The sequence below is a fragment of the Bradyrhizobium centrosematis genome, from assembly GCF_045571495.1.
In the GTDB taxonomy this organism is placed as follows: Bacteria; Pseudomonadota; Alphaproteobacteria; order Rhizobiales; family Xanthobacteraceae; genus Bradyrhizobium; species Bradyrhizobium centrosematis.
Genome location: NZ_CP120703.1, coordinates 991392 through 1011001 on the forward strand (window position 1 = coordinate 991392; position 19610 = coordinate 1011001).

Annotated in this window: 21 protein-coding genes; 10 read left to right on the forward strand and 11 right to left on the reverse strand. The window is 65.4% G+C overall.

Annotation, left to right across the window (positions count from 1 at the left end; genetic code table 11):
* Window positions 1–9: 9 nt before the first annotated feature.
* Window positions 10–657, reverse strand: a complete 648-nt coding sequence (locus P6U31_RS04700; RefSeq protein WP_407190082.1) for an HAD family hydrolase — start codon at window positions 655–657, stop codon at window positions 10–12.
* 83 nt (window positions 658–740) lie between these two features.
* Entirely contained in the window at window positions 741–962 is a 222-nt protein-coding gene (locus P6U31_RS04705; RefSeq protein WP_407187097.1) for a dodecin, read from the reverse strand.
* Window positions 963–1136: 174 nt separating this feature from the next.
* Between P6U31_RS04705 and P6U31_RS04710 the strand changes: the two genes are divergently transcribed.
* Entirely contained in the window at window positions 1137–2018 is an 882-nt protein-coding gene (locus P6U31_RS04710; RefSeq protein ID WP_407187098.1) for a DMT family transporter, read from the forward strand.
* A 17-nt stretch (window positions 2019–2035) separates the two neighbouring features.
* Here P6U31_RS04710 and P6U31_RS04715 read toward each other — a convergent pair whose 3' ends face one another.
* The 6 genes from P6U31_RS04715 to P6U31_RS04740 form a co-directional block, all read right to left on the reverse strand.
* Window positions 2036–2593: an HNH endonuclease gene (locus P6U31_RS04715; protein ID WP_028134115.1), complete on the reverse strand. Its 558-nt coding sequence runs from the start codon at window positions 2591–2593 to the stop codon at window positions 2036–2038.
* Window positions 2594–2804: 211 nt separating this feature from the next.
* Complete coding sequence (locus tag P6U31_RS04720; protein ID WP_407187099.1) at window positions 2805–3782, reverse strand: peptidyl-alpha-hydroxyglycine alpha-amidating lyase family protein; 978 nt, start codon at window positions 3780–3782, stop codon at window positions 2805–2807.
* Between the two features lie 87 nt (window positions 3783–3869).
* Window positions 3870–5657, reverse strand: a complete 1788-nt coding sequence (locus P6U31_RS04725; protein ID WP_407187100.1) for a flavin-containing monooxygenase — start codon at window positions 5655–5657, stop codon at window positions 3870–3872.
* Window positions 5658–5810: 153 nt separating this feature from the next.
* Window positions 5811–7337, reverse strand: coding sequence for an acyl-CoA synthetase (locus P6U31_RS04730; protein WP_407187101.1), 1527 nt, complete (start codon window positions 7335–7337; stop codon window positions 5811–5813).
* Window positions 7338–7360: 23 nt separating this feature from the next.
* Window positions 7361–8545, reverse strand: coding sequence for an ABC transporter substrate-binding protein (locus tag P6U31_RS04735; protein ID WP_407187102.1), 1185 nt, complete (start codon window positions 8543–8545; stop codon window positions 7361–7363).
* Window positions 8546–8581: 36 nt separating this feature from the next.
* Window positions 8582–9556 carry an NAD(P)H-dependent flavin oxidoreductase gene (locus P6U31_RS04740; protein ID WP_407187103.1) on the reverse strand — a complete coding sequence of 325 codons (975 nt, stop codon included), beginning with the start codon at window positions 9554–9556 and terminating at the stop codon, window positions 8582–8584.
* A 179-nt stretch (window positions 9557–9735) separates the two neighbouring features.
* On the opposite strand from P6U31_RS04740, the gene P6U31_RS04745 reads away from it, so the two are divergent.
* A complete protein-coding gene (locus P6U31_RS04745) occupies window positions 9736–10623 on the forward strand; it encodes a LysR family transcriptional regulator (RefSeq protein ID WP_407187104.1) in 888 nt (295 codons plus the stop codon).
* Here P6U31_RS04745 and P6U31_RS04750 read toward each other — a convergent pair.
* A complete protein-coding gene (locus P6U31_RS04750) occupies window positions 10620–11273 on the reverse strand; it encodes a DNA-3-methyladenine glycosylase family protein (RefSeq protein WP_407187105.1) in 654 nt (217 codons plus the stop codon). The two genes, P6U31_RS04745 and P6U31_RS04750, sit on opposite strands and share 4 nt — an antisense overlap.
* 199 nt (window positions 11274–11472) lie before the next feature.
* Here P6U31_RS04750 and gluQRS point away from each other — a divergent pair, with 199 nt between their 5' ends.
* Both gluQRS and P6U31_RS04760 read left to right on the forward strand, forming a co-directional pair.
* Entirely contained in the window at window positions 11473–12345 is an 873-nt protein-coding gene (gene gluQRS / locus P6U31_RS04755; RefSeq protein ID WP_407187106.1) for a tRNA glutamyl-Q(34) synthetase GluQRS, read from the forward strand.
* A gap of 104 nt (window positions 12346–12449) precedes the next feature.
* Window positions 12450–13718, forward strand: a complete 1269-nt coding sequence (locus P6U31_RS04760; RefSeq protein WP_407187107.1) for an ATP-binding protein — start codon at window positions 12450–12452, stop codon at window positions 13716–13718.
* On the opposite strand, the gene P6U31_RS04765 is transcribed toward P6U31_RS04760, so the two are convergent.
* Entirely contained in the window at window positions 13645–14538 is an 894-nt protein-coding gene (locus P6U31_RS04765) for a YihY/virulence factor BrkB family protein (RefSeq protein ID WP_407187108.1), read from the reverse strand. The genes P6U31_RS04760 and P6U31_RS04765 overlap by 74 nt on opposite strands.
* 291 nt (window positions 14539–14829) lie before the next feature.
* On the opposite strand from P6U31_RS04765, the gene P6U31_RS04770 reads away from it, so the two are divergent.
* From P6U31_RS04770 to P6U31_RS04795, 6 genes are all read left to right on the forward strand, one after another.
* Entirely contained in the window at window positions 14830–15024 is a 195-nt protein-coding gene (locus tag P6U31_RS04770) for a twin transmembrane helix small protein (protein ID WP_407187109.1), read from the forward strand.
* A 2-nt stretch (window positions 15025–15026) separates the two neighbouring features.
* Window positions 15027–15617 carry a cob(I)yrinic acid a,c-diamide adenosyltransferase gene (locus P6U31_RS04775; RefSeq protein WP_407187110.1) on the forward strand — a complete coding sequence of 197 codons (591 nt, stop codon included), beginning with the start codon at window positions 15027–15029 and terminating at the stop codon, window positions 15615–15617.
* 126 nt (window positions 15618–15743) lie between these two features.
* Complete coding sequence (locus P6U31_RS04780; protein WP_407187111.1) at window positions 15744–16493, forward strand: electron transfer flavoprotein subunit beta/FixA family protein; 750 nt, start codon at window positions 15744–15746, stop codon at window positions 16491–16493.
* Window positions 16493–17437: an electron transfer flavoprotein subunit alpha/FixB family protein gene (locus P6U31_RS04785; RefSeq protein WP_407187112.1), complete on the forward strand. Its 945-nt coding sequence runs from the start codon at window positions 16493–16495 to the stop codon at window positions 17435–17437. The genes P6U31_RS04780 and P6U31_RS04785 overlap by 1 nt, the downstream gene beginning before the upstream one ends.
* A gap of 195 nt (window positions 17438–17632) precedes the next feature.
* Entirely contained in the window at window positions 17633–18514 is an 882-nt protein-coding gene (locus P6U31_RS04790; protein WP_128923330.1) for a 3-hydroxybutyryl-CoA dehydrogenase, read from the forward strand.
* 87 nt (window positions 18515–18601) lie between these two features.
* Window positions 18602–18796 (forward strand): hypothetical protein, encoded by a 195-nt coding sequence (locus tag P6U31_RS04795; RefSeq protein ID WP_128923331.1) that lies wholly within the window; start codon window positions 18602–18604, stop codon window positions 18794–18796.
* Window positions 18797–18855: 59 nt separating this feature from the next.
* Here the strand turns inward: P6U31_RS04795 and tlpA are convergent, their stop codons facing one another.
* Entirely contained in the window at window positions 18856–19521 is a 666-nt protein-coding gene (tlpA, locus tag P6U31_RS04800; RefSeq protein ID WP_407187113.1) for a thiol:disulfide interchange protein TlpA, read from the reverse strand.
* Window positions 19522–19610 lie beyond the last annotated feature (89 nt).

Here is a 19610-nt window from a genome sequence, read left to right on the forward strand (position 1 = left end):
GACGCAGCTTCAGTCGAGCGGCAGGCCGTGTTCCGACAGAGCCTGCCTGAAAGCCTTTACGGACGTGTGCTGATGCGCGAACAGGCCCGCCTGTTGCGCTCCGGCGACATTGGCCGCGAGGTCGTCGACGAACAGGACGGTCTGCGGCCGCACGTCAAGCTCCGACAGGCACAGACGATAGCAGTCCGGGTCCGGCTTGGCCGTCTTGAATTGGGCCGAGGCGTAGATTCGGGAGCCGAACAGCGGACGGAGCTCCGGCAGCAGCGTGTCGATGTGGTCGGCGACCAGCGTGGTATTATTGGTCAGGACGGCAACATCGACCGACTTGCGCAAGCTGCGGGCGACTTCCAGCATCGCGCGATCCGCCTGCATAGAGCGACGCCGTGCCTCCACCCACTCCGCGAGCGAGAGAGGATAGCCGATGCGTTCGCCAAAGCCTTGCAGATAGTCGGCGGCCGCGAGCGCGCCGGAATCGCCGAGCAGCTCGAATCCGCTGCCCCAGATCGCCTCGTGCACGGCGTCGCTGGTCGTTCCCGCGATCTCTGCCAGATAGGCGACGCGCGTCGCCCTGTCATAGGCGCAAAGGACATTGTCCATGTCGAACAGGACGAGCTTGATTGCGTCGGTCACGGCAGCACTCGCGGATCGGCCGGAGATCGGCCCTGATCGGAGTCATATCCCGCCGGAAGGCGGGCGACAAATCCGAAGCGGTGCCGGGTAACCGCGGTGCGCCCGTCGCCTCAGCCCTCCAGCGTGAAGCCGACGCGCAGCGTAACTTGATAGTGGCGCACGGCACCATTTTCGATGTGACCGCGCGTCTGCACCACCTCGAACCATTTCATCTCGCGAACGGTCTTGGCGGCGCGGCTGATCGCATTCTTGATCGCGTCCTCGATCGAGGTCTCGGATGATCCGACGAGGTCCAGGATCTTGTAGACGTGATCGCTTTCGGGTGCGGGCATGGGTCTTCCCCTGTTTCGATTTGCGGCCGACCAACGCGTTCGCGGAACGTGGATGCGCGGGCGCTTGGCGTTGATTCTGAACGGGCATGGCCGCCTCAGGTTCCTTGCCTCGGTGATGCCGCGCATGCGCCAGCCGAGGTGGAGCGGGCCGCACTTGCCTGCTAAGCGCTTGTCATGGATTCGGCGCGGCGCGACAGGACGATCGGCTCTCTCTGCCTCTGCGTGACGGCCGTCGGCTGGGCGTTGAACTGGCCGCTGATGAAGCTGCTGCTCCAGCAATGGCCACCTTTGTTCGCGCGCGGGCTGGCGGGCGTTTGCGCCTCGCTCATCCTGGGGACTCTGGTGCTGAGCCGAAAGGAGTCGTTCGCCGTTCCGCGCGAGGCCATCCCGCGGCTGCTGTTTGCGACCTTCACCAACGTCTTTGCCTGGATGGGGCTCGGCACGGTCGCGATGAAATATGTGACGGTGAGCGAGGGCGCGCTGCTCGCCTACACCATGCCGATCTGGGCGATGCTGTTCGCCTGGCCGGTGCTGCATACGCGGCCGGCGCTGAGGGATATCTTCGGGCTCGTGCTCGGTGTTGCCGGCGTCACGCTGCTCCTGAGCGGCAACGGCTTCGCGTTTGGTGCCGACAAGCTGCTGGGTATTGTGCTCGCGCTGCTCTGCGCCATCCTGTTCGCGCTCGGCAACGTGCTGAACCGCAAGCCGCTGCCGCTGCCGCCGCTGGTCGTCGTCGCCTGGCAGGTCGGGCTCGGTTGCGCCACCATGCTGGTGCTCGGCCTGCTCTTTGAACGTCCCGACATCACCGCGATCACCCCGCTGGGGCTCGGCTGCTTCGCTTACATGACGCTGGTGCCGATGGGCGTCTGCTACGTCACCTGGTTCGAGACGCTGCGCCGCTTGCCACCGACTACGGCCTCGACCGGCATGCTGATCGTGCCGGTGATCGGCGTGGTCTCCGCTGCCATGATTCTGGGCGAGCCGCTGGGCTATCGCGAATGGACCGCGATGGCGCTCACGCTCGGCGGCGTGACGCTGGCCTTGCAGCGGGGATGAGGCGCCAAGGCGCGCTCCTACGGATCCAGCTCCGTATCCCAGTACAGATAGTCGAGCCAGCTGTCGTGCAGATAGTTCGGCGGAAACAGGCGGCCGTTGCGGTGGAGCTGGTGCACGGTCGGCGCGAACGCGTTCTGGCGCGGAAACATTTTTGCTTGTGCCGGCGTCAGGTTGCCCTTGCGTAAGTTACACGGCGAGCATGCCGCGACCACGTTTTCCCAGGTGGTCTGGCCGCCTTTGCTGCGCGGGATGATGTGGTCGAAGGTGAGGTCTTCGGGCGAGCCGCAATATTGGCAGGCGAAACGGTCGCGCAGGAAGACGTTGAACCGGGTGAAGGCGGGGTGGGTGGTCGGCTTGACGAAGGATTTGAGCGAGACGACGCTCGGCAGCTGCATTTGCAGCGTAGGACTGTGGACCGCCTGATCGTAGTGAGCGACGATGTTGACGCGGTCGAGGAACACCGCCTTGATCGCGTCCTGCCACGACCAGAGAGACAGCGGGTAGTAACTCAGCGGCCGGAAGTCCGCATTCAGCACCAACACCGGCCAACTGCCTTGCGAGACATGTGCGTTCAAGTAACGCTCCCGGCCTCCAATATACGCTGCGAAGCAGCATGTATTGACATACTACATGCAGCGTGACGGGATTGTGAAGCCCGTTGAGCGACTTATTCAGGCGCAAGCAATGCGGCGGCGGGGTGGCAGAAGCGCTCAAAATGCCGCGATCTCGCCGTGGCCCTCGCGGCGGCGCGGAACTCCTTCCGCGCGGATGGCCTTGCAGTTGCAGCTACTCCCGTACCCGCTCCAGCTTCTGCAGGCAGCGGCTCGCGCGAACGACGGGCGGCATCGCCTCGTCCGGAAAGCTCGTCTCCCAGTTGGTGACGCCGACCTCGCCGACATAGATATCGCCCTGCGAGTCCAGCGCGATGCCGTGCGGCGCCAGGAATTTGCCGCTGGCAACGCCCGGCCCCTCCTCGCCGCCGAGCCGCGCGATGCGATTTCCCTTGGCGTCCACGATCGACAGCCGCGGGCCGAGATTGGGCACATTGCGGTTGATGGCAAGGCCCGGGCCGAGCTCGCCGATCACGAAGGTCGGGTTCTCAGGCCCGCCGCAGCAGCATAGCGCGCAGGGGCGGTGCAGATTGTTCCATTGCGTCTCGTACCGGCCCTCGCCGTCGAACACCTGCACGCGATGATTTTCGCGGTCGGCCACATAGACCCAGCCGTCGGCATCGGTGGCGATATTGTGCACGATATTGAACTGGCCAGGATCGGTGCCCGGTTCGCCCCAGCTTTTGATCAGCTTGCCGTCAGGCGTGTATTTATGCACGCGCGCATTGCCATAGCCGTCGGAGACGTAGATCTCGCCCTTCGGCGACAGCGCGGTGTGGGTGCAGCGATGGAACGGCTCGCCGCTCATGAAGGGTGCCGGCTTCTTGGGGATGCCGATCGTCAGCAGCACCTTGCCGTCGGTGGTGCATTTGCGCACGGTGTGGTCGCCGTCGTCGGTGCAATAGAGATTGTCGTCGGCGTCGATGTGCAGGCCGTGCGCGCGCGAGAACAGGCCTTCGCCAAAACTGCGCAGGAAATTTCCCTCGCGGTCCAGCACCACCATCGGATGGGCGCCGCGATTGAAGACATAGATGCGGTCCTTGCTGTCGACCGCGACCGAGGCGACATCGGTGAGCTGCCAACCGTCCGGCAGCTTCGCGAAATTGTCGACGACGCGGTAGCGGTGCTCGCCGCTGCCGAGAATGGCCGGCATGGGTGGTCCTTTCCTTCAGTTCTGTCTGCCGTGCGCGTCTGCATCCGCGCCGTCATTGCTTCGCTACGCTCGCAATGACGGTGTTGCTCAAGCTGTGCTCAACGGCATAGCCAAAGCCCTTGGCAAAATCCCTTCCTCGATCGCCTTGATCTGCAGCGCGAGATATTTCGAGTTGATGCGGCACTGGGCGAGGCTGCCGGCGATGAACCAGAGGCCGGGCTGCCTGGTGCGCGCATACATGTTGCGGAGCTCGTGCCCGTCGCCAAAGCCCCAGATCGGGCCGACGCGGTCGGCGACGGCATCGCCGAACAGCTGTCGCACCAGGTATTCCTGCGGCTTGTATCCGGTCGAGAGCACGATGAGATCGGCCGGGATGATCGTGCCGTCCTTCATCCGCACGCCGTCGGCCGTGAAACGCTCGATGTCGGCGAACTGCCTGAGCCTGATCTTGCCCTCGATGATCAGGTTGGAGCAGCCGACGTTGAAATAATAGCCGCCGCCGCGGGTGAGGTATTTGAACTGCCAGCCGGTGCCGGCCTCGCCGAAGTCGAGCTTGAAGCCGATGCGGGCGAGGCCGTCGAGCAGCTCCTTGTCGAGCTCCTTGGACCGCTCCGTCAGCATCATATGAGTCTTCTTCGCGAGCGGCGTCGGCATCGAGGCCGCGATCAGGTCGTTGTCCTCGAGCGTGCCTTCATTGTAGGTGGCATAAGCGAGCTGCGCCGACGGCTCGATATTGGTGACGAGTGTGGGCGAGCGCTGCACCAGCGTCACCTCCGCACCGCTGGAATAGAGATCCTGCGCGATGTCATGACCGCTGTTGCCCGTGCCGATGACGACCGCGCGCTTGCCGGTCCAGGTCTCGCCGTCCTCATAGCGGCTGGAATGCAGCAGCGTCCCCCGGAAATTGCCGAGGGTCGGAATGTCCGGCATGTTGGGGATGCCGCTGACACCGGTTGCCATGACGACATGGCGCGGATGCATGATCCGCTTGCTGCCGTCGGCGCGCCGCAACGTCACCGTCCAGCGTCCTTGCGCCTCGTCATAGGCGCCGCCCTCGAATTCGGTGCCGGTCCAGAAGTTCAGCTCCATCGCATCGACGTAAGCCTCGAACCAGTTGGCGAGCTTGTCCTTGGGGATGTAGGTCGGCCAGCTTGGCGGGAACGGCATATAGGGCAGGTGATTGACCTGCACCTGGTTATGCAATGTCAGCGCATGATAGCGCTTGCGCCAATTGTCGCCGATCCGCGTCTCGCGATCGACGATCAGCGTGTCGACCTGCAACTGCTTCAGCCGCGCCGCGATCGCGAGCCCGGCCTGGCCGCCGCCGACCACCAGCACGGCCGGGTCGCGATCGGCATAGTCGCGCGAGGCGTTGCGCTGGTCGAGCCAGTTCGGCCCGCGGAAATCGCGCGAATAGGCCTGGCCGCGCGGGCGTGAGGTGCCGAGCTGCTCCTCGAAGCCCTTCAATTCGTCAAGCGCGGTGAGCAGCGTCCATGCCTTCAGGCGGTCGCCATCGGTCGCGTCAGGGACGAGCCGGACGATGCCGCTGCCGCGCCCGATCGCGGTTTCGAAATTGAAGATCGCCTCAACGCTGTTGGTGCCGGCGCGCGTCACCCAGCGCGGCGGCGCGCGGTTGGGTGCGATCTCGAATTTCGCCGGTGCCGCCTTGGGCGCCAGCGCCGCCAGCGCTTGGGTCATCGCGTCGCGGCCGGCAAGTGTCTGCAGGTTCCAGCTCAGTGCCAGCACGTCGCGCCAGTAGCTGTCGACGACGAAGAGGGCGGCCAGCGCGGTGGGATCGCTCTTGCCCAGAATGCGCTCGAACGCGTCGAGCCAGCCTTGCGCGGCGACGGAAATATCTTTCGTCCTGTCCAGCATGCGCGACCTCGTGGCCGTCTTCGCGGCGTTTCCTCTGGTCGAGGCTATACGGTTTCGCAGGTCGCCAAAAGCCGATGACCCGAGCAATGCCGGCATATGGCTCTGCTCGGACGGTATATGCCGGCAATGTTTCAGGCAGGAGTCGGCGGGCGGCTAAGGTCCAGCCGCCCTCTGGTCCGCCCAGTAGGGATCGCGCAGCTTGCGCTTGAAGATCTTTCCGGTCGCCTCGCGGGGTAGGGCATCGAGGAAGCGGATCTCCTTCGGCACCTTGAAGTTGGCCAGCCGTTCGCGCAGAAAAGCCTGCACCGCACTGGCGGAGAGCTGCGCACCGGTGTCGGGTTCGATGCAGGCGCACAGCCGCTCGCCATATTCCGCGTCCGGGATGCCGAACACAGCGCAGTCGCGCACCCCTCGCATCGCGATCAGAACGTTCTCGATCTCGGCGGGATAGATGTTGACGCCGCCCGAGATCACCATGTCCCGCTTGCGGTCGCACAAGAAAAGATAGCCGTCCTCATCGAGATAACCGACGTCGCCGACGCTGACGAGACCATCGCGCCCGGCCTCCGCGCGCGCCTGCGCCTTGCCGTGATAGTCGAAATCGGGCACCGCGGTCTGGCGCATGTAGATCTCGCCGACTTCGCCTGCGCCGCAGAGGCTGCCGTCCTCGCGAAAGATCTTGACGATGCCGCCTTCGATAGCGCGGCCGACCGTGCCGGGCTTCTTCAGCGCCTCCTCGGCCGAGTGCCAGACCGGGATTCCGGTCTCGGTCGAGCCGAAATACTCGTTGATGACCGGTCCCCACCACTCGATCATGGCCCGCTTGATCTCGGGCGGGCAGGGCGCGGCGCCATGCACGACGAAGCGCAGCGACGACAGATCGTAACGTTGCCTGACAGCCTCCGGCAGGCGGAGCAGGCGGACGAACATGGTCGGCACCATATGGATGTGCGTCACATGATGGCGCTCGATCAGCGCCAGCAGCTCCTCGGCATCGAAGCGCGGCTGCAGGACGATGGTGCAGCCGTTGCGGAACGCCATCATGCCGTAGGAGTGCGGCGCCGAGTGATACATCGGCCCGTTGATCAACACGACCTGGCCCTCGCGCGGCTTGATGCCGTAGGCGATCGCGCCGACGCGTTCGGAGGCGGCGGCCTGTTCCGGCTGCATCGGCATGCGCCGCACGCCTTTCGGCATGCCCGTGGTCCCCGAGGTGTAGATCATCGCCGCAGCCCGGCGCGGTGGCTCCTGCATTTCCGTGTAGCCGTCGCGCCAGCAGTCCCAATCGGTGAGGCCCGCCGGGACTTCGGTCAGCTCATGGGGAATGGCGAAGGTTGCCGCCAGCTCGGGCGGTGTCGCGACCACGAGCAGGCGCACATCCTCCGGAATGCCGCCTTGGATTGGCGGCAGCAGGTCAGCGTGGCAGATCAGGATCTTCGCGCCGCTGTCCGTCAGGATGTAGCGGACCTCCTCGGCCTTCAGGTGCCAGTTGATCGGCACCACGGGGCTGCCCAGCGCGGCCGAGGCCGCGACCACCTCGAACAAGGCGAAATCGTTGCGCAGCATCATGGCGACCGGCGCGCCTTCGGCAAGGCCGAGGGCGCGAAGCCCGCTCGCCGCGCGCTTGATGCGCGCCTGGATCTCGTCATAGCCGATCCGGCGTTCGCCGCTGATGATCATGTCCGTCCTTGTTCCGCTCGAGGCTAGCGATCGTCCAGCACGTCGCCGAAGCCGACCCAGCTCTTGCCGTTGAAGCGGCGGAGCTGGAGCTGCTGGAACGGCAGATAATCGTCGGGGCCGGTGCTGACGGACATGCCCGGCAGCAGCAGCGGCAGCTTGACGTCCTTCAGCGAAGCGGCCTGACGCATGATGTTGTCGCGGCTGAAATCATCCTTGCACGCCTTCAGCACCGTCATCAGCAGCGTCGCGTAATGGTAGCCGGCCGCGTAGTTGGAGTTGGAGAGGTCCGCGTTCGGCATGTATTGCTTCATGAAGGCGAAATACTCCTTCACTCCGGGATCGCTGGCCCATTGCGGGTCCATCGTGTCCTTCTGATTGCTCGACGAGATCAGGCCGACGGCGTTGTCGAGCCCGGCCGGCTCGAGAAACGAGATCGACGAGGCCGAGGTCGGCACGAAGAACAGCTCGGGCTTCCAGCCGATCTCGGCCACGCCCTTGATCATCTGCGAGGTGAACTTGCCGAGCACGACGCCGAACAGCACGTCCGCGCCCGACGCCTTCAGGGTCGAGAGCTGCGAGCTGATCGTCGGCGCGCTGGTCTCGTAGGTCGCCTCCGCCACGATCATGCCGGCGGCCTTGGTGCCGAGCGCGCGCTTGAAGCCCGCGACGTAGTCGCGGCCGAAATCGTCGTTCTGGGACAGGATGGCGATCCTCGCGTCGGGCTTGGTCCGCAGCACGTGCTTGGCATAGACCACGCCCTCGGATTCATAGGCGGCCATGCCGGGCATGGTCCACGGATATTTCTGCGGATCGGCCCATTTGGTCGCGCCCGAAAGCACGAACAGTTGCGGCACCTTCTTGCTGTTCAGATAGCGCTGCACGGCGCTGTTGGTGGCGGTGCCGAGCGAGCCGAACATCATCAGCACCTCGTCCTGCTCGACGAGCTTGCGGGTCTGCTCGACCGTCTTCGGCGGCGAGTAGGCATCGTCCAGCGTGATGAACTTGACCTTGCGGCCGTTGATGCCGCCTTCGGCATTGATCTTTTCGACAAAGGCTTCCTGCGTTCGGCCGATCGCGCCGAAGCCGCTGGCCGGACCGCTATAGGGCAGGGTCTGTCCGATGCGGATCTCGTCCGTGCCTTCGGCATGGGCGCCGCCGCCGGCGAACGCCAGCAGGGACAGGCCGATCAGTGCGGCCGCCAGCTTCATGATGTCCTCCCGTCTTCTTTCTGTCCGTCTGAGCCGTCAGGCACTGGCGCGCATCAGGAATTCCTGCCGGGCCTGGTCGAATTCACGCTTCATGCGGCCGACGAGCTCGGCGACCGGAGGGGCGTCGGTGATTTGGCCGATGCCCTGGCCCGATCCCCAGATGTCGCGCCACGCTTTCGATTTCATGTTGCCGCCCGAGCCGAAATTCATCTTCGATTTGTCGGCGACCGGGAGATTGTCCGGGTCCAGCCCTGCCGCGGCGATCGAGGGGCCGAGATAGTTGCCGTGCACGCCGGTGAACAGGTTGGTGTAGACGATGTCGTGCGCGGCGTGCTGCGTCAGCGCGGATTTGTAGGCGTCGTCGGCATTGGCTTCCTGCGTCGCGATGAAGCGCGTGCCCATATAGGCGAGGTCGGCGCCCAGCGTCAGCGCCGAGGCGATGCCAAAGCCGTCGCTGATCGCGCCCGACAGCAGAATGGCGCCGTCAAACCATTGCTTGACCTCGCGCACCAGCGCGAACGGCGACAGCGTGCCGGCATGTCCGCCTGCGCCGGCGCAGACCAGGATCAGGCCGTCGACGCCCTGCTCGGCGGCCTTGCGCGCATGCTTGACGTTGATGACGTCGTGGAACACCAGCCCGCCATAGGAATGCGCGGCCTCGACGATCTCCGACGGCGGTCGCAGAGAGGTGATGATGATCGGCGTCTTGTGCTTCACGCAGGTCTCCATGTCCTTCATCAGCCGGTCATTGGAGGCGTGACAGATCTGGTTGACGGCGTAGGGCGCGACCTTCATGCCGGGATTGAGCGATTTGTATTCGCCGAGCTCGTCCTCGATGCGGCTCAGCCACTCGTCCAGCTTCTCGACCGGACGGGCGTTGAGCGCGGGAAAGGAGCCGACGACGCCCGCCTTGCACTGGGCGATCACCAGCTCGGGCCCGGAGACGATGAAGAGGGGGGAGCCGACGACGGGCAGCTCGAGCGAATGTTTCAAGAGAGTGGGCAGCGCCATCATGTCCTCCGAAACGCGCCTCTCCGCCGGCGGGCGGACGACGTGGCGTTTCCGTGTTGATTGTCGCGCGGGCGAGTTGCCGCCCGTGTTGCGGATTTGATCCCACTATAAGGTTGGACGGCGCGCCCGCGCCGTTCAATAATGAACGGACGGTCATTCAGATGTGAACGAGGCTGACGATGGACTGGGACCTTTGCAAGACCTTCGTCGCGGTCGCCGATACCGGCAGCTTCACCGCCGCCGCGCGCCGGCTGCACACCAGCCATCCCACCGTCAGCCGCAAGATCGCGGCGCTGGAAGCCCAGCTCGGCACCCGATTGCTGGCGCGAGCCGCCGAAGGCCTGGCGCTGACTGCGGATGGAACGACATTGCGCGAGCACGCCGAGGCCATGGCGGCGGCGGCGCTGCGGGCCGAGACTGCGGTGGCGGCGAAAGGGCAGAAGGCTCGCGGCATCGTCAAGCTGTCGATCGGCGCGACGCTGGCCTCGCATTGGCTGATGCCGCGTCTGCCCGCCTTCCTGCGGGCGCACGATCATATCCAGCTCGAGATCATCACCCACCCGTTCCCGGCAAGCGTGCGCCGGCGCGAGGCGGACGTGGTGCTGCGGCCCTTCGACAGCGGCGAGGAAAACCTGGTCGGCCGCAAGGTCGGCCGTCTCGGTACGGGATTCTATGCCTCGCGCGATTATGCCGCCGGGCGGTCCTTGCCTGAACGGCGTGGCGAGTGGAAGGAACACAGCGTCATCGGCTTTGCCGATCAGGCTTCCAATGCGCAGCTCGCACGCTGGAGCGACGTCGTCACGCGCCAGGCGAGGGTGGTGATGCGCTGCTCCTCGCAGGGCGACATGCTGGCGGCGGTCCGCGCCGGGATCGGAATCTCCGCGCTCTCGTGCTTCGTCGCCGAAACCTATTCCGATCTGGTGCGTGTCGCCCCGCAGAAGCTCGCCAGCGTCGCGGATCTCTGGCTGCTGGCCCATCCCGACCTCGTCGAGCTCCCGGCGGTGCGCGCCGTGGTCGACTTCGTCGCCGAATGCGCCCGGGCCGACCGCGCCAGGCTGCGCGGCTAGCCCGATCCTGCGAGCACGCCCTCGCGCTTCTTCACGGCGCGATAATAGCTCCACCACAAATGTGCCGCTGCGCCGCGAAAGGGACGCCAGGGTTCGGCGAGGGGCGCCATCTGCTTCTCCGTCGGCCGTGCCTTGAGGCCGAGGCCGATCTTGATGCCCTCCTGCACGGCGAGATCGCCGGCCGGCCAGGCATCGCCATGGCCAAGGCAAAACAGCAGATAGACGTCTGCGGTCCAGGGGCCGATGCCGGGCAGCGCGATCAGCGTATGGTGCGCGGCGTCGGCGTCTTCCTCGGCGAGCACGTCGAGGTTCAGCCGCTGTGCGCCGATCTCGCGCGCAAGATGCTTCAGCGTCTTGATCTTGGCGGCTGACAGGCCGAGCCGCCCCAGCCGGTCGGCGCGGGCGCGGCCCACGGCCGCATGGTCGAACGGATCGAAGGCGGCCGACAGCCGTCCCCAGATTGCCGCGGCGCTCGCGGTCGACAGCTGTTGCCCGCAAACGATGTGGGCAAGACCCGCGAAACCCGGCTCGCGCCGCCGCAGCGCCGGCATGCCCGCGATCTCGAGCACGGGCTTCAGGCGCGGGTCGCGCTTGACCAGCGCGTGGACCGCCTCTTCAAGGTCGGACTGAGTTTCGAGGTGAATGGTCATGGTGTTCCAGACTCGTCATGCGCGGGCTTGACCCGCGCATCTATTATCCTACTCCGTCATTTCGGGGCGATGCGACGGGATCGCGCGAAGCGCGACCCAGAGCATCGACCCGGAATCTCAAGATTCCGGGTTCGGTCCTGCGGACCGCCCCGGAATGACAGCCGCTCGGCCCAGCCCGGCCATGACGAGATTCATGTCGATGACACCACCCGTTTTCCGATTCGCTCCCAGCCCCAACGGCTTCTTGCATCTCGGCCACGCCTATTCGGCGCTGTTCAATTTCGACCGTGCGCGAGAGACCGGCGGCCGATTGCTGCTGCGGATCGAGGACATCGACGCGACGCGGTGCCGGCCGGAATTCGAGGCGGCGATCTACGAGGATCTCGCCTGGCTCGGGATTGACTGGGAAACGCCGGTGCGGCGGCAGTCGGAGCATCTCGCAGATTATCGCGCCGCGCTTGAAAAGCTGTCGGCGCTCGGGCTCGTCTATCCCACCTTCGAGAGCCGTGCCGAGATCGCACGGCTCGTTGCCGCCCGCGAGGCGGGTGGCAAGTGGCCGCGCGATCCCGACGGCGCGCCGCTTTACCCCGGCGATTCCAAATCGCTACCTACCGACGAGCGGGCACGCCTGCTGGCGTCAGGAGCGCCTTACGCGCTGCGGCTCGACATGGCGGCGGCCTGCCGGCGTGTCGGCGGCTTGAGCTGGAACGAACTCGGCGAGGGGCCTGATGGCGAGCGGGGCACCGTCCCGGCACGGCCAGAGGCCTGGGGCGACGTGATCCTGGCCCGCAAGGAGACGCCGACCAGCTACCATCTGTCTGTCGTGGTCGATGACGCGCTGCAGGGCATCAGCGAGATTGTCCGCGGCCAGGACCTGTTTCACGCCACCGCGGTGCACCGCCTGCTCCAGGTCGTGCTCGGCCTGCCCGAGCCTGTCTACCGCCATCACCGGCTGATTTGCGACGGTGAGGGGCGGAAGCTGTCGAAATCGAGCGGCTCGACCGGTCTGCGTGCCTTGCGTGCGGCCGGCGCTACGCCCGCCGGCATCTGCCAGCTGGTGGGATTAGGTTAAGTTTCTCTGGGGGTTAGCAAAAGGCTGCCGTGACTCCGGGTGTTCCGCCGTGCCATGCTCACCAAACAGCCCAGGGGCCCGAAGGGAATACTTCGAAGGGGATCATGGCGGCGAAGAAGCGCCCAGCGCGCAGCACGCGGACGTTCAGGCGGCCGCCTCGGAAGCCGTCCGGGGCGACCGGACAGGTGCGCAAGCGCAGCACCAGGACGGTCGCGCCCGATGTGGTCCAGGCGGCGCTGGCTGCCTTTGCCCATGAGGTCCGCACCCCCCTGACCGGCATTCTGGCGATCAGCGATCTGCTCGCGACCTCCGATCTGGGGGAACGGGAGCGGCGCTGGGCCGACACCATCAAGGCCGGTGCCGAGCATCTGGCGAGCCTTGCCACCCTGTTCGTGGACGCCGCCAGAACCGGCAAGGGGGCCGGGAAGGGCAGTACGCTGCGGCAGGACCTGTTCGACCTGCGCACGCTCGCCCGCAGCGCCGGCGATTCACTGGCGGGGCGCGCGGCGGCCAAGGGTCTCCAGGCCCAGGTCGACATCTCCGAAAAGCTGCCCGGCCTGGTGGTCGGCGATCCCGTCCGTCTTCGCGCCGCGCTCGAGAACCTGATCGACAATGCCGTGAAGTTCACCGATCGGGGCGGCGTGGCGCTCGCGATCGCGCCCGCCAAGAGCAGGACGAAGGGCAAGGACAAAGCCAAAGGCAGGGTCGGCGTTGCTTTCGCGGTATCGGACAGCGGGATCGGCCTGACCATGGCCGAGATCAAGCGGCTGTTCCGCCCATTCACCCAGGCCAATGTCACCATCGCCTCGCGCTTCGGCGGAGCCGGCCTGGGGCTCTCCTCGGTCAAGCAATTGGCGCGGGCGATGGGCGGCGACATCACCGTCGCACCGCGCCGTGGCGGCGGTGCCACCTTCACCCTGACGGTATCGCTGGAGGCCGCGGGATCGGGCAAATCCCGCAGGATGAAGGGCGAGGCCGGGACGGATGCGGTCGCGCCCCTGCGCGTCCTCAGCGTCGAGGACAATCCGTTCGGCCGCGTCGTGCTCAACACCATTTTGACCGAGCTCGGTCATCAAGCCGAGTTCATCGGGCGCGGCGAGGATGCCGTCGGCCGGTTGGCGCAAGGCGCATTCGATGCGGTGCTGATGGACATGGTGCTGCCGGGCATCGACGGCGTCGAGGCCATCCGGCGGATCCGCACCATGGACTCGCCGCTGGCTCAGATCCCGATCATTGGAGTGTCCGGCCGCGGCGAGGACGAGGCCGCCTCGCGCGAGGCTGGCGCCGACGCCTTCCTGGTCAAGCCTGTGTCTCCGCGGGCGCTAGCGACTGCGCTGCTTGAAGCGACACGCCGTGAGGAAGCCGCGACTTGATGATCGCGGCGTTGAGCTCGCCGCCGTACACGAAGATCGCGGCGATGAAGTACAGAAACACCAGCGCGATGATCACCGAGGCGAGCCCCGCATACATCGTCACGTAGTTGTTGGCGAAGCGCGCCAGATATTGTCCGAACACGATGCCGGAGATCAGCGACGCCACGATGGTGAAGACGATGCCGGGCAGGATCTGGAGGAAGCTGCGCCGTCCGGCGGGCAGCCAGGCGTGCAGGATGATCAGTGCCACCACCAGCGCGCTGATGGTGATGCCGTAGCGTAGCCAGGTGAGGATGCTTTCGTTCGATTCGACGAACAGCGGAATGTGTCGCCGCGCGGCCTCGATGATCAGAGGCCCGAGCACGATCAGGAAGGCCATGGCGAGGGCAGTGAAGGCTGCAATCAGCGTGTAGGCGATCGATTCCAGCCGCAGCCAGTACCAGCGCCGCATCTCCACCACTGCATAGGCACGGTTGAGCGCGACCCTGAGCGCCTCGACGCCGTTGGAGGCGAAGTAGACCGACAGCGCCGCGCCGATGGTCAGAATGCCGGTGCGGGTCGTGGTCAGCACGTCGTGGACCTCGCCCGAGATCGAATCGGCGACCTGCTTGGGCCAGATCTGCAGCATCAGGCTGGCGGCCTGGTCGGCGAGTTCCTTGGAGCCGAAGAAGCCGGCGAGCGAGGTCAGCACGATCAGGAACGGGAATAGCGCCATCAGCGTCGACAGGGCGATGTGGCTTGCGATCGCCCAGCCGTCATCGGCCAGGAACGTGTAGAACGCATCCATCGCCACGACGTAGATGTAGCGGATCGCTTTCACGTGGCACCTACACCGCTGCTCTCTCCCCCTGCGCGCAGGGAGAGATCGGGAGAACAGGCAATGGGCGCAAATCGGAAATCATCGCGCCACCATCTGATATTATTGGCCCAAAAGCCAGTTCGCGAAGCGCCGCGCCGTCATCCGGGGCGCGCAGCGCGAGCCCGGAATCCACTCCGCCGCAGCCTATATGGCCCTATGAATCTGGTTCGATGCTGCGCATCGCCCCGGAATGACACCGGAGCCTGCCGCAGCACCATGGCGGACCGGCGCGCACGGTGTTATCTACCCCCGATGACATCTCTCCTGACCACTTTCATCCTGCCGGCGGCAGCCGGTGCAGTTGCCTTGGTGCTGCTGCTCGGTCTCATCAACATGATGCGCGGCGGCTCGCCCAACACCTCGCAGAAGCTGATGCGCTGGCGCGTGCTGCTTCAGTTCGTGGCGATCATCATCGCGATGGTCGCGGTCTGGGCGATGGGACGCTGATCATGGTCGTACTCAATCGCATCTACACGAAGACCGGTGACGACGGCACGACGGCGCTCGGAACCGGCGAGCGCCGTCCGAAATACGATCTGCGCATCGAGGCCTATGGCACCGTCGACGAGACCAACGCTGCGATCGGGCTCGTCAGGCTCCACGCCGGCGCGATGCCCGAGCTCGACGCGATGCTCGGCCGCATCCAGAACGATCTGTTCGATCTCGGTGCCGATCTCGCGGTGCCGGAGCGCCAAGACAAGGACAAAGACAAAGGCAAGGCAGAGCGGCTGCGGGTGGTGGCGAGCCAGGTCGAGCGGCTCGAGCGCGACATCGACGCGCTCAACGACAAGCTTGCCCCGCTCACCTCCTTCGTGCTTCCCGGCGGCACGCCGGCGGCGGCTCATCTCCATGTGGCGCGTACGATATGCCGCAGGGCGGAACGCGTGATCGTGGAACTGGCGGCGCAGCCGGGCGAGCCGGTCAGCGCGGCTGGCATCCAATATATGAACCGCCTGTCGGACTTCCTGTTCGTGGCGAGCCGTGCTGCCAACGGCAACGGGGCCGGCGACGTGCTTTGGGTTCCGGGTCAGAACCGCTGACCAACGCGCCTCCCGCATTTCAGAAGGCCAAAATTAGGCCCGTTCGCGCGTTGACCGGGGCAGATCAGGCCTTTAGGTTCCGCGCCAGTTGATAACCCCCCTCCCAAATTGAGTGAAAGAGGATCGATGAAGGTCTTAGTGCCGGTAAAGCGGGTGGTCGATTACAACGTCAAGGTCCGCGTCAAGGGCGATGGATCGGGCGTTGAACTCGCCAACGTCAAGATGTCGATGAACCCGTTCGACGAAATCGCGGTCGAGGAAGCGCTGCGTCTGAAGGAAGCCGGCAAGGCGACCGAGGTCGTGGTGGTCTCCATTGGACCGGCGCAGGCGTCGGAGACGATCCGCACGGGTCTCGCCATGGGCGCCGATCGCGGCATCCTGGTGAAGGCGGAAGGCACCGTCGAGCCGCTTGCGGTCGCCAAGATCCTGAAGAAGGTCGCGGAAGAAGAGCAGCCTGGCCTGATCATTCTCGGCAAGCAGGCGATCGACGACGATTCGAACCAGACCGGCCAGATGCTGGCTGCGCTGCTCGGCTGGTCGCAGGCGACGTTTGCCTCGAAGCTCGAGGTCGAAGGTTCTGACTTCAAGGTGACCCGCGAAGTCGATGGCGGCCTGCAGACCGTGAAGCTGAAGGGACCGGCGATCGTCACCACCGATCTCCGCCTCAACGAGCCGCGCTACGCCTCGCTGCCCAACATCATGAAGGCGAAGAAGAAGCCGATCGCAGAGAAGGCCGTCGCCGATTACGGCGTCGACGTTGCCGCGCGTCTCGAGGTTCTCAAGACGACCGAACCGGCGGGCCGCAAGGCGGGCGTCAAAGTGAAGGACGTCGCCGAGCTGGTGTCGAAACTCAAGAACGAAGCCGGGGTGCTCTGATGACGACGCTTCTGATTGCCGAACACGACAATGCGTCGCTCAAGGATGCGACCAACAAGGCCCTGACCGCAGCTGGCGCGCTCGGCGCGGATGTCGAGGTCCTCGTCGCTGGCCAGAACGCCAAGGCTGCCGCTGATGCCGCGGCCAAGCTCGCCGGCGTGAAGAAAGTGCTGCTCGCCGACGGCGACCTCTACGCGCACGATCTCGCCGAGCCGCTGGCCGCGCTGATCGTCTCGCTGGCTTCCGGCTATGATGCGATCGTCGCGCCCGCCACCTCGCGCTTCAAGAACGTGATGCCGCGTGTCGCCGCCCTGCTCGACGTCATGCAGGTATCGGAGATCATCAAGGTGGTCGCGCCCGACACCTATGAGCGCCCGATCTATGCCGGCAACGCCATCCAGACCGTGAAGTCGAAGGACGCCAAGAAGGTCATTACGGTGCGGACCTCGACCTTCGCTGCTGCGGGCGAGGGTGGCAGCGCGCCGGTCGAGACCGTCGCGGCGGCCGCCGATCCCGGCCTGTCGACCTTCGTCGGCGAGGAGGTTGCCAAGAGCGACCGTCCCGAACTGACCTCGGCCAAGATCATCGTCTCCGGTGGCCGCGCCATGCAGAGCCGCGAGAACTTCGCCAAGTATATCGAGCCGCTCGCCGACAAGCTCGGCGCCGGCGTCGGTGCCTCGCGCGCGGCGGTGGACGCCGGCTATGCCCCGAACGACTGGCAGGTCGGCCAGACCGGCAAGGTCGTGGCGCCCGAGCTCTATGTCGCCGTCGGCATTTCCGGCGCGATCCAGCATTTGGCCGGCATGAAGGACTCCAAGGTGATCGTCGCGATCAACAAGGACGAGGACGCGCCGATCTTCCAGGTTGCCGATTACGGCCTGGTCGCCGACCTCTACCAGGCGGTTCCGGAGCTGACGACCGAACTCGGCAAGCTCGGCAAGTAAAAGACCTCAAAACCACCGGCCGGAGGTATAACTCCGGCCGGTGTTGCTTTTTTGAGCCGTTTTCTTGGCGTGGGGGCACGCCTTCGAAGCGATCCAATCTAGGTTTCGAGCCAAGGTTCTGATTAAATCAGACCTCCCGGCTAAAGGGGTATAGGCAGGGCGCGCGCCTCGCGCGCCGTTCCGGTGGATGACATTATGGCGGCAGTGATCAAGAAGGTCGGCGTGATCGGCGCGGGTCAGATGGGCAATGGCATCGCGCATGTCGCGGCGCTCGCCGGCTTCGACGTGGTGCTCAACGACGTCTCGGCCGACCGCCTCAAGTCGGGCATGGCCACAATCAACGGCAATCTGGCGCGTCAGGTCTCCAAGAAGGCCGTCTCCGAGGACGACAAGACCAAGGCGATGGCGCGCATCACGCCCGCCGAAAAGCTCGACGATCTCGCCGATTGCGACCTCGTGATCGAGACCGCGGTCGAGAAGGAAGAGGTCAAGCGCAAGATCTTCCACGAGCTCTGCGCGGTGCTGAAGCCGGAAGCAATCGTCGCCTCCGATACGTCCTCGATCTCGATCACCCGGCTTGCGGCTGCCACCGACCGCCCCGAGCGCTTCATCGGCATTCACTTCATGAATCCGGTTCCGCTGATGGAGCTGGTGGAACTGATCCGCGGCATCGCCACCGACGATTCGACCTTCGAGACATCAAAGGAATTCGTCGCCAAGCTCGGCAAGCAGGTCGCGGTCTCCGAGGATTTTCCGGCTTTCATCGTCAACCGCATCTTGCTGCCGATGATCAACGAGGCGATCTACACGCTGTACGAGGGCGTCGGCAATGTCGAGGCCATCGACGCGGCGATGAAGCTCGGGGCGCACCATCCGATGGGCCCGCTCGAGCTTGCCGATTTCATTGGGCTGGATACCTGTCTCTCCATCATGCAGGTGCTGCACGAGGGCCTCGCCGACTCCAAGTACCGCCCGTGCCCGCTGCTGGTGAAATACGTCGAGGCCGGCTGGCTCGGCCGCAAGACCCAGCGCGGCTTCTACGACTATCGCGGCGCCAAGCCGGTTCCGACGCGCTGATCCACCTGACGGCACCTCGGCCGTGTGACAATTCATGTCGCGTTAACCTCTCGCGCCTAGGTTACGGCCGGTACGAGGGTTCGCGTAATGGACATGATGGCAATGGTCAGCACCATGCTGGCCGCTCAGCAAGGCGCGCTGCAGTCGAACATCGCGGCGACGCTGACCAAGCAGAACGCGGATATGGAGAGATCCACCGTCCTGACGCTGCTCGGGGCGGGCCAGCCTTCGCTCGCCAATGTCGGCCCTGGTGTCGGCGGCAATCTCAACGTGACGGCCTAGCCGCATGATCCGGAAAAGTGGGAACCGGTTTTCCGATCAGATCATGCGCAAGAAGAGCCTCAAAGCGCCGCGGCGGCCTTGCCGGTCGCGGCCCGGATCAGCTTGAGCGCATCCTCGCTCGCCCATTCCGCCGGCCCTGCGATCGTCGCGATCTCGCAGCCCTGCGGGTCGACCAACACCGAGGTCGGCATCCCGAGGGCGCGGCCGATGGCTTTAAGATCCTGAAAAACCTTAGCTTTCTGGTCACTAAAATAGCTGAGCCTGGCCAGATTGGCCTCTTTCAGGAAGCTTTTCGGCTTCTCGGGGTCGCGGGTGTCGATATTGATCGCCACCACCTCGAAATTCGGGCCTGACAGCTTGCCCTGGAGCTTGTCCAGCGCCGGCATTTCCTTCCGGCACGGCACGCACCAGGTGGCCCAGAGGTTCACCAGCAGCGTCTTGCCGCGGAAATCGGACAGCTTCTTCGGCTTGCCATCGGCGTCCTCGAAGGCGAGGTCGGGCAGCTTCAGTGGCGCGCTCGCCATGGTCAGCGCCGCCAGCTCGCCATGGGCGAGCGGAGCGATTTTCTGCGCCGTCGCCACCGCCGGCTTGCAGGTCGGATCACCACCAGGCGACCGGCCGAAGCCGAGCCCGTACAGCGCGGCGAAGCCCGCCAGGCCCCCGATCGCCACGGTGGCGATGACGAGGGGGATCCGGCGCGTGGCGGAGGGCTTCTGGTCCAGCATATCGTTTGTCATCCGGTCGCAGATATGGCTATCAGGGGCCTCTTAATACGGCTGGCGGCGGCCAGCAAACGTGCGGCAAATCAAGGCGT

Bases quoted from the DNA above. Each gene is read 5' to 3' on its own strand.
- P6U31_RS04710 (WP_407187098.1), top strand. From the start codon at position 1,137: ATGGATTCGGCGCGGCGCGACAGGACGATCGGCTCTCTCTGCCTCTGC.
- P6U31_RS04760 (WP_407187107.1), top strand. From the start codon at position 12,450: ATGGCGGCGAAGAAGCGCCCAGCGCGCAGCACGCGGACGTTCAGGCGG.
- P6U31_RS04750 (WP_407187105.1), bottom strand. From the start codon at position 11,273: ATGACCATTCACCTCGAAACTCAGTCCGACCTTGAAGAGGCGGTCCAC.
- P6U31_RS04780 (WP_407187111.1), top strand. From the start codon at position 15,744: ATGAAGGTCTTAGTGCCGGTAAAGCGGGTGGTCGATTACAACGTCAAG.
- tlpA (WP_407187113.1), bottom strand. From the start codon at position 19,521: ATGCTGGACCAGAAGCCCTCCGCCACGCGCCGGATCCCCCTCGTCATC.
- P6U31_RS04745 (WP_407187104.1), top strand. From the start codon at position 9,736: ATGGACTGGGACCTTTGCAAGACCTTCGTCGCGGTCGCCGATACCGGC.
- P6U31_RS04705 (WP_407187097.1), bottom strand. From the start codon at position 962: ATGCCCGCACCCGAAAGCGATCACGTCTACAAGATCCTGGACCTCGTC.
- P6U31_RS04785 (WP_407187112.1), top strand. From the start codon at position 16,493: ATGACGACGCTTCTGATTGCCGAACACGACAATGCGTCGCTCAAGGAT.
- P6U31_RS04720 (WP_407187099.1), bottom strand. From the start codon at position 3,782: ATGCCGGCCATTCTCGGCAGCGGCGAGCACCGCTACCGCGTCGTCGAC.
- P6U31_RS04790 (WP_128923330.1), top strand. From the start codon at position 17,633: ATGGCGGCAGTGATCAAGAAGGTCGGCGTGATCGGCGCGGGTCAGATG.
- P6U31_RS04725 (WP_407187100.1), bottom strand. From the start codon at position 5,657: ATGCTGGACAGGACGAAAGATATTTCCGTCGCCGCGCAAGGCTGGCTC.
- P6U31_RS04740 (WP_407187103.1), bottom strand. From the start codon at position 9,556: ATGGCGCTGCCCACTCTCTTGAAACATTCGCTCGAGCTGCCCGTCGTC.
- P6U31_RS04735 (WP_407187102.1), bottom strand. From the start codon at position 8,545: ATGAAGCTGGCGGCCGCACTGATCGGCCTGTCCCTGCTGGCGTTCGCC.
- P6U31_RS04775 (WP_407187110.1), top strand. From the start codon at position 15,027: ATGGTCGTACTCAATCGCATCTACACGAAGACCGGTGACGACGGCACG.
- P6U31_RS04770 (WP_407187109.1), top strand. From the start codon at position 14,830: ATGACATCTCTCCTGACCACTTTCATCCTGCCGGCGGCAGCCGGTGCA.
- P6U31_RS04730 (WP_407187101.1), bottom strand. From the start codon at position 7,337: ATGATCATCAGCGGCGAACGCCGGATCGGCTATGACGAGATCCAGGCG.
- P6U31_RS04795 (WP_128923331.1), top strand. From the start codon at position 18,602: ATGGACATGATGGCAATGGTCAGCACCATGCTGGCCGCTCAGCAAGGC.
- gluQRS (WP_407187106.1), top strand. From the start codon at position 11,473: ATGACACCACCCGTTTTCCGATTCGCTCCCAGCCCCAACGGCTTCTTG.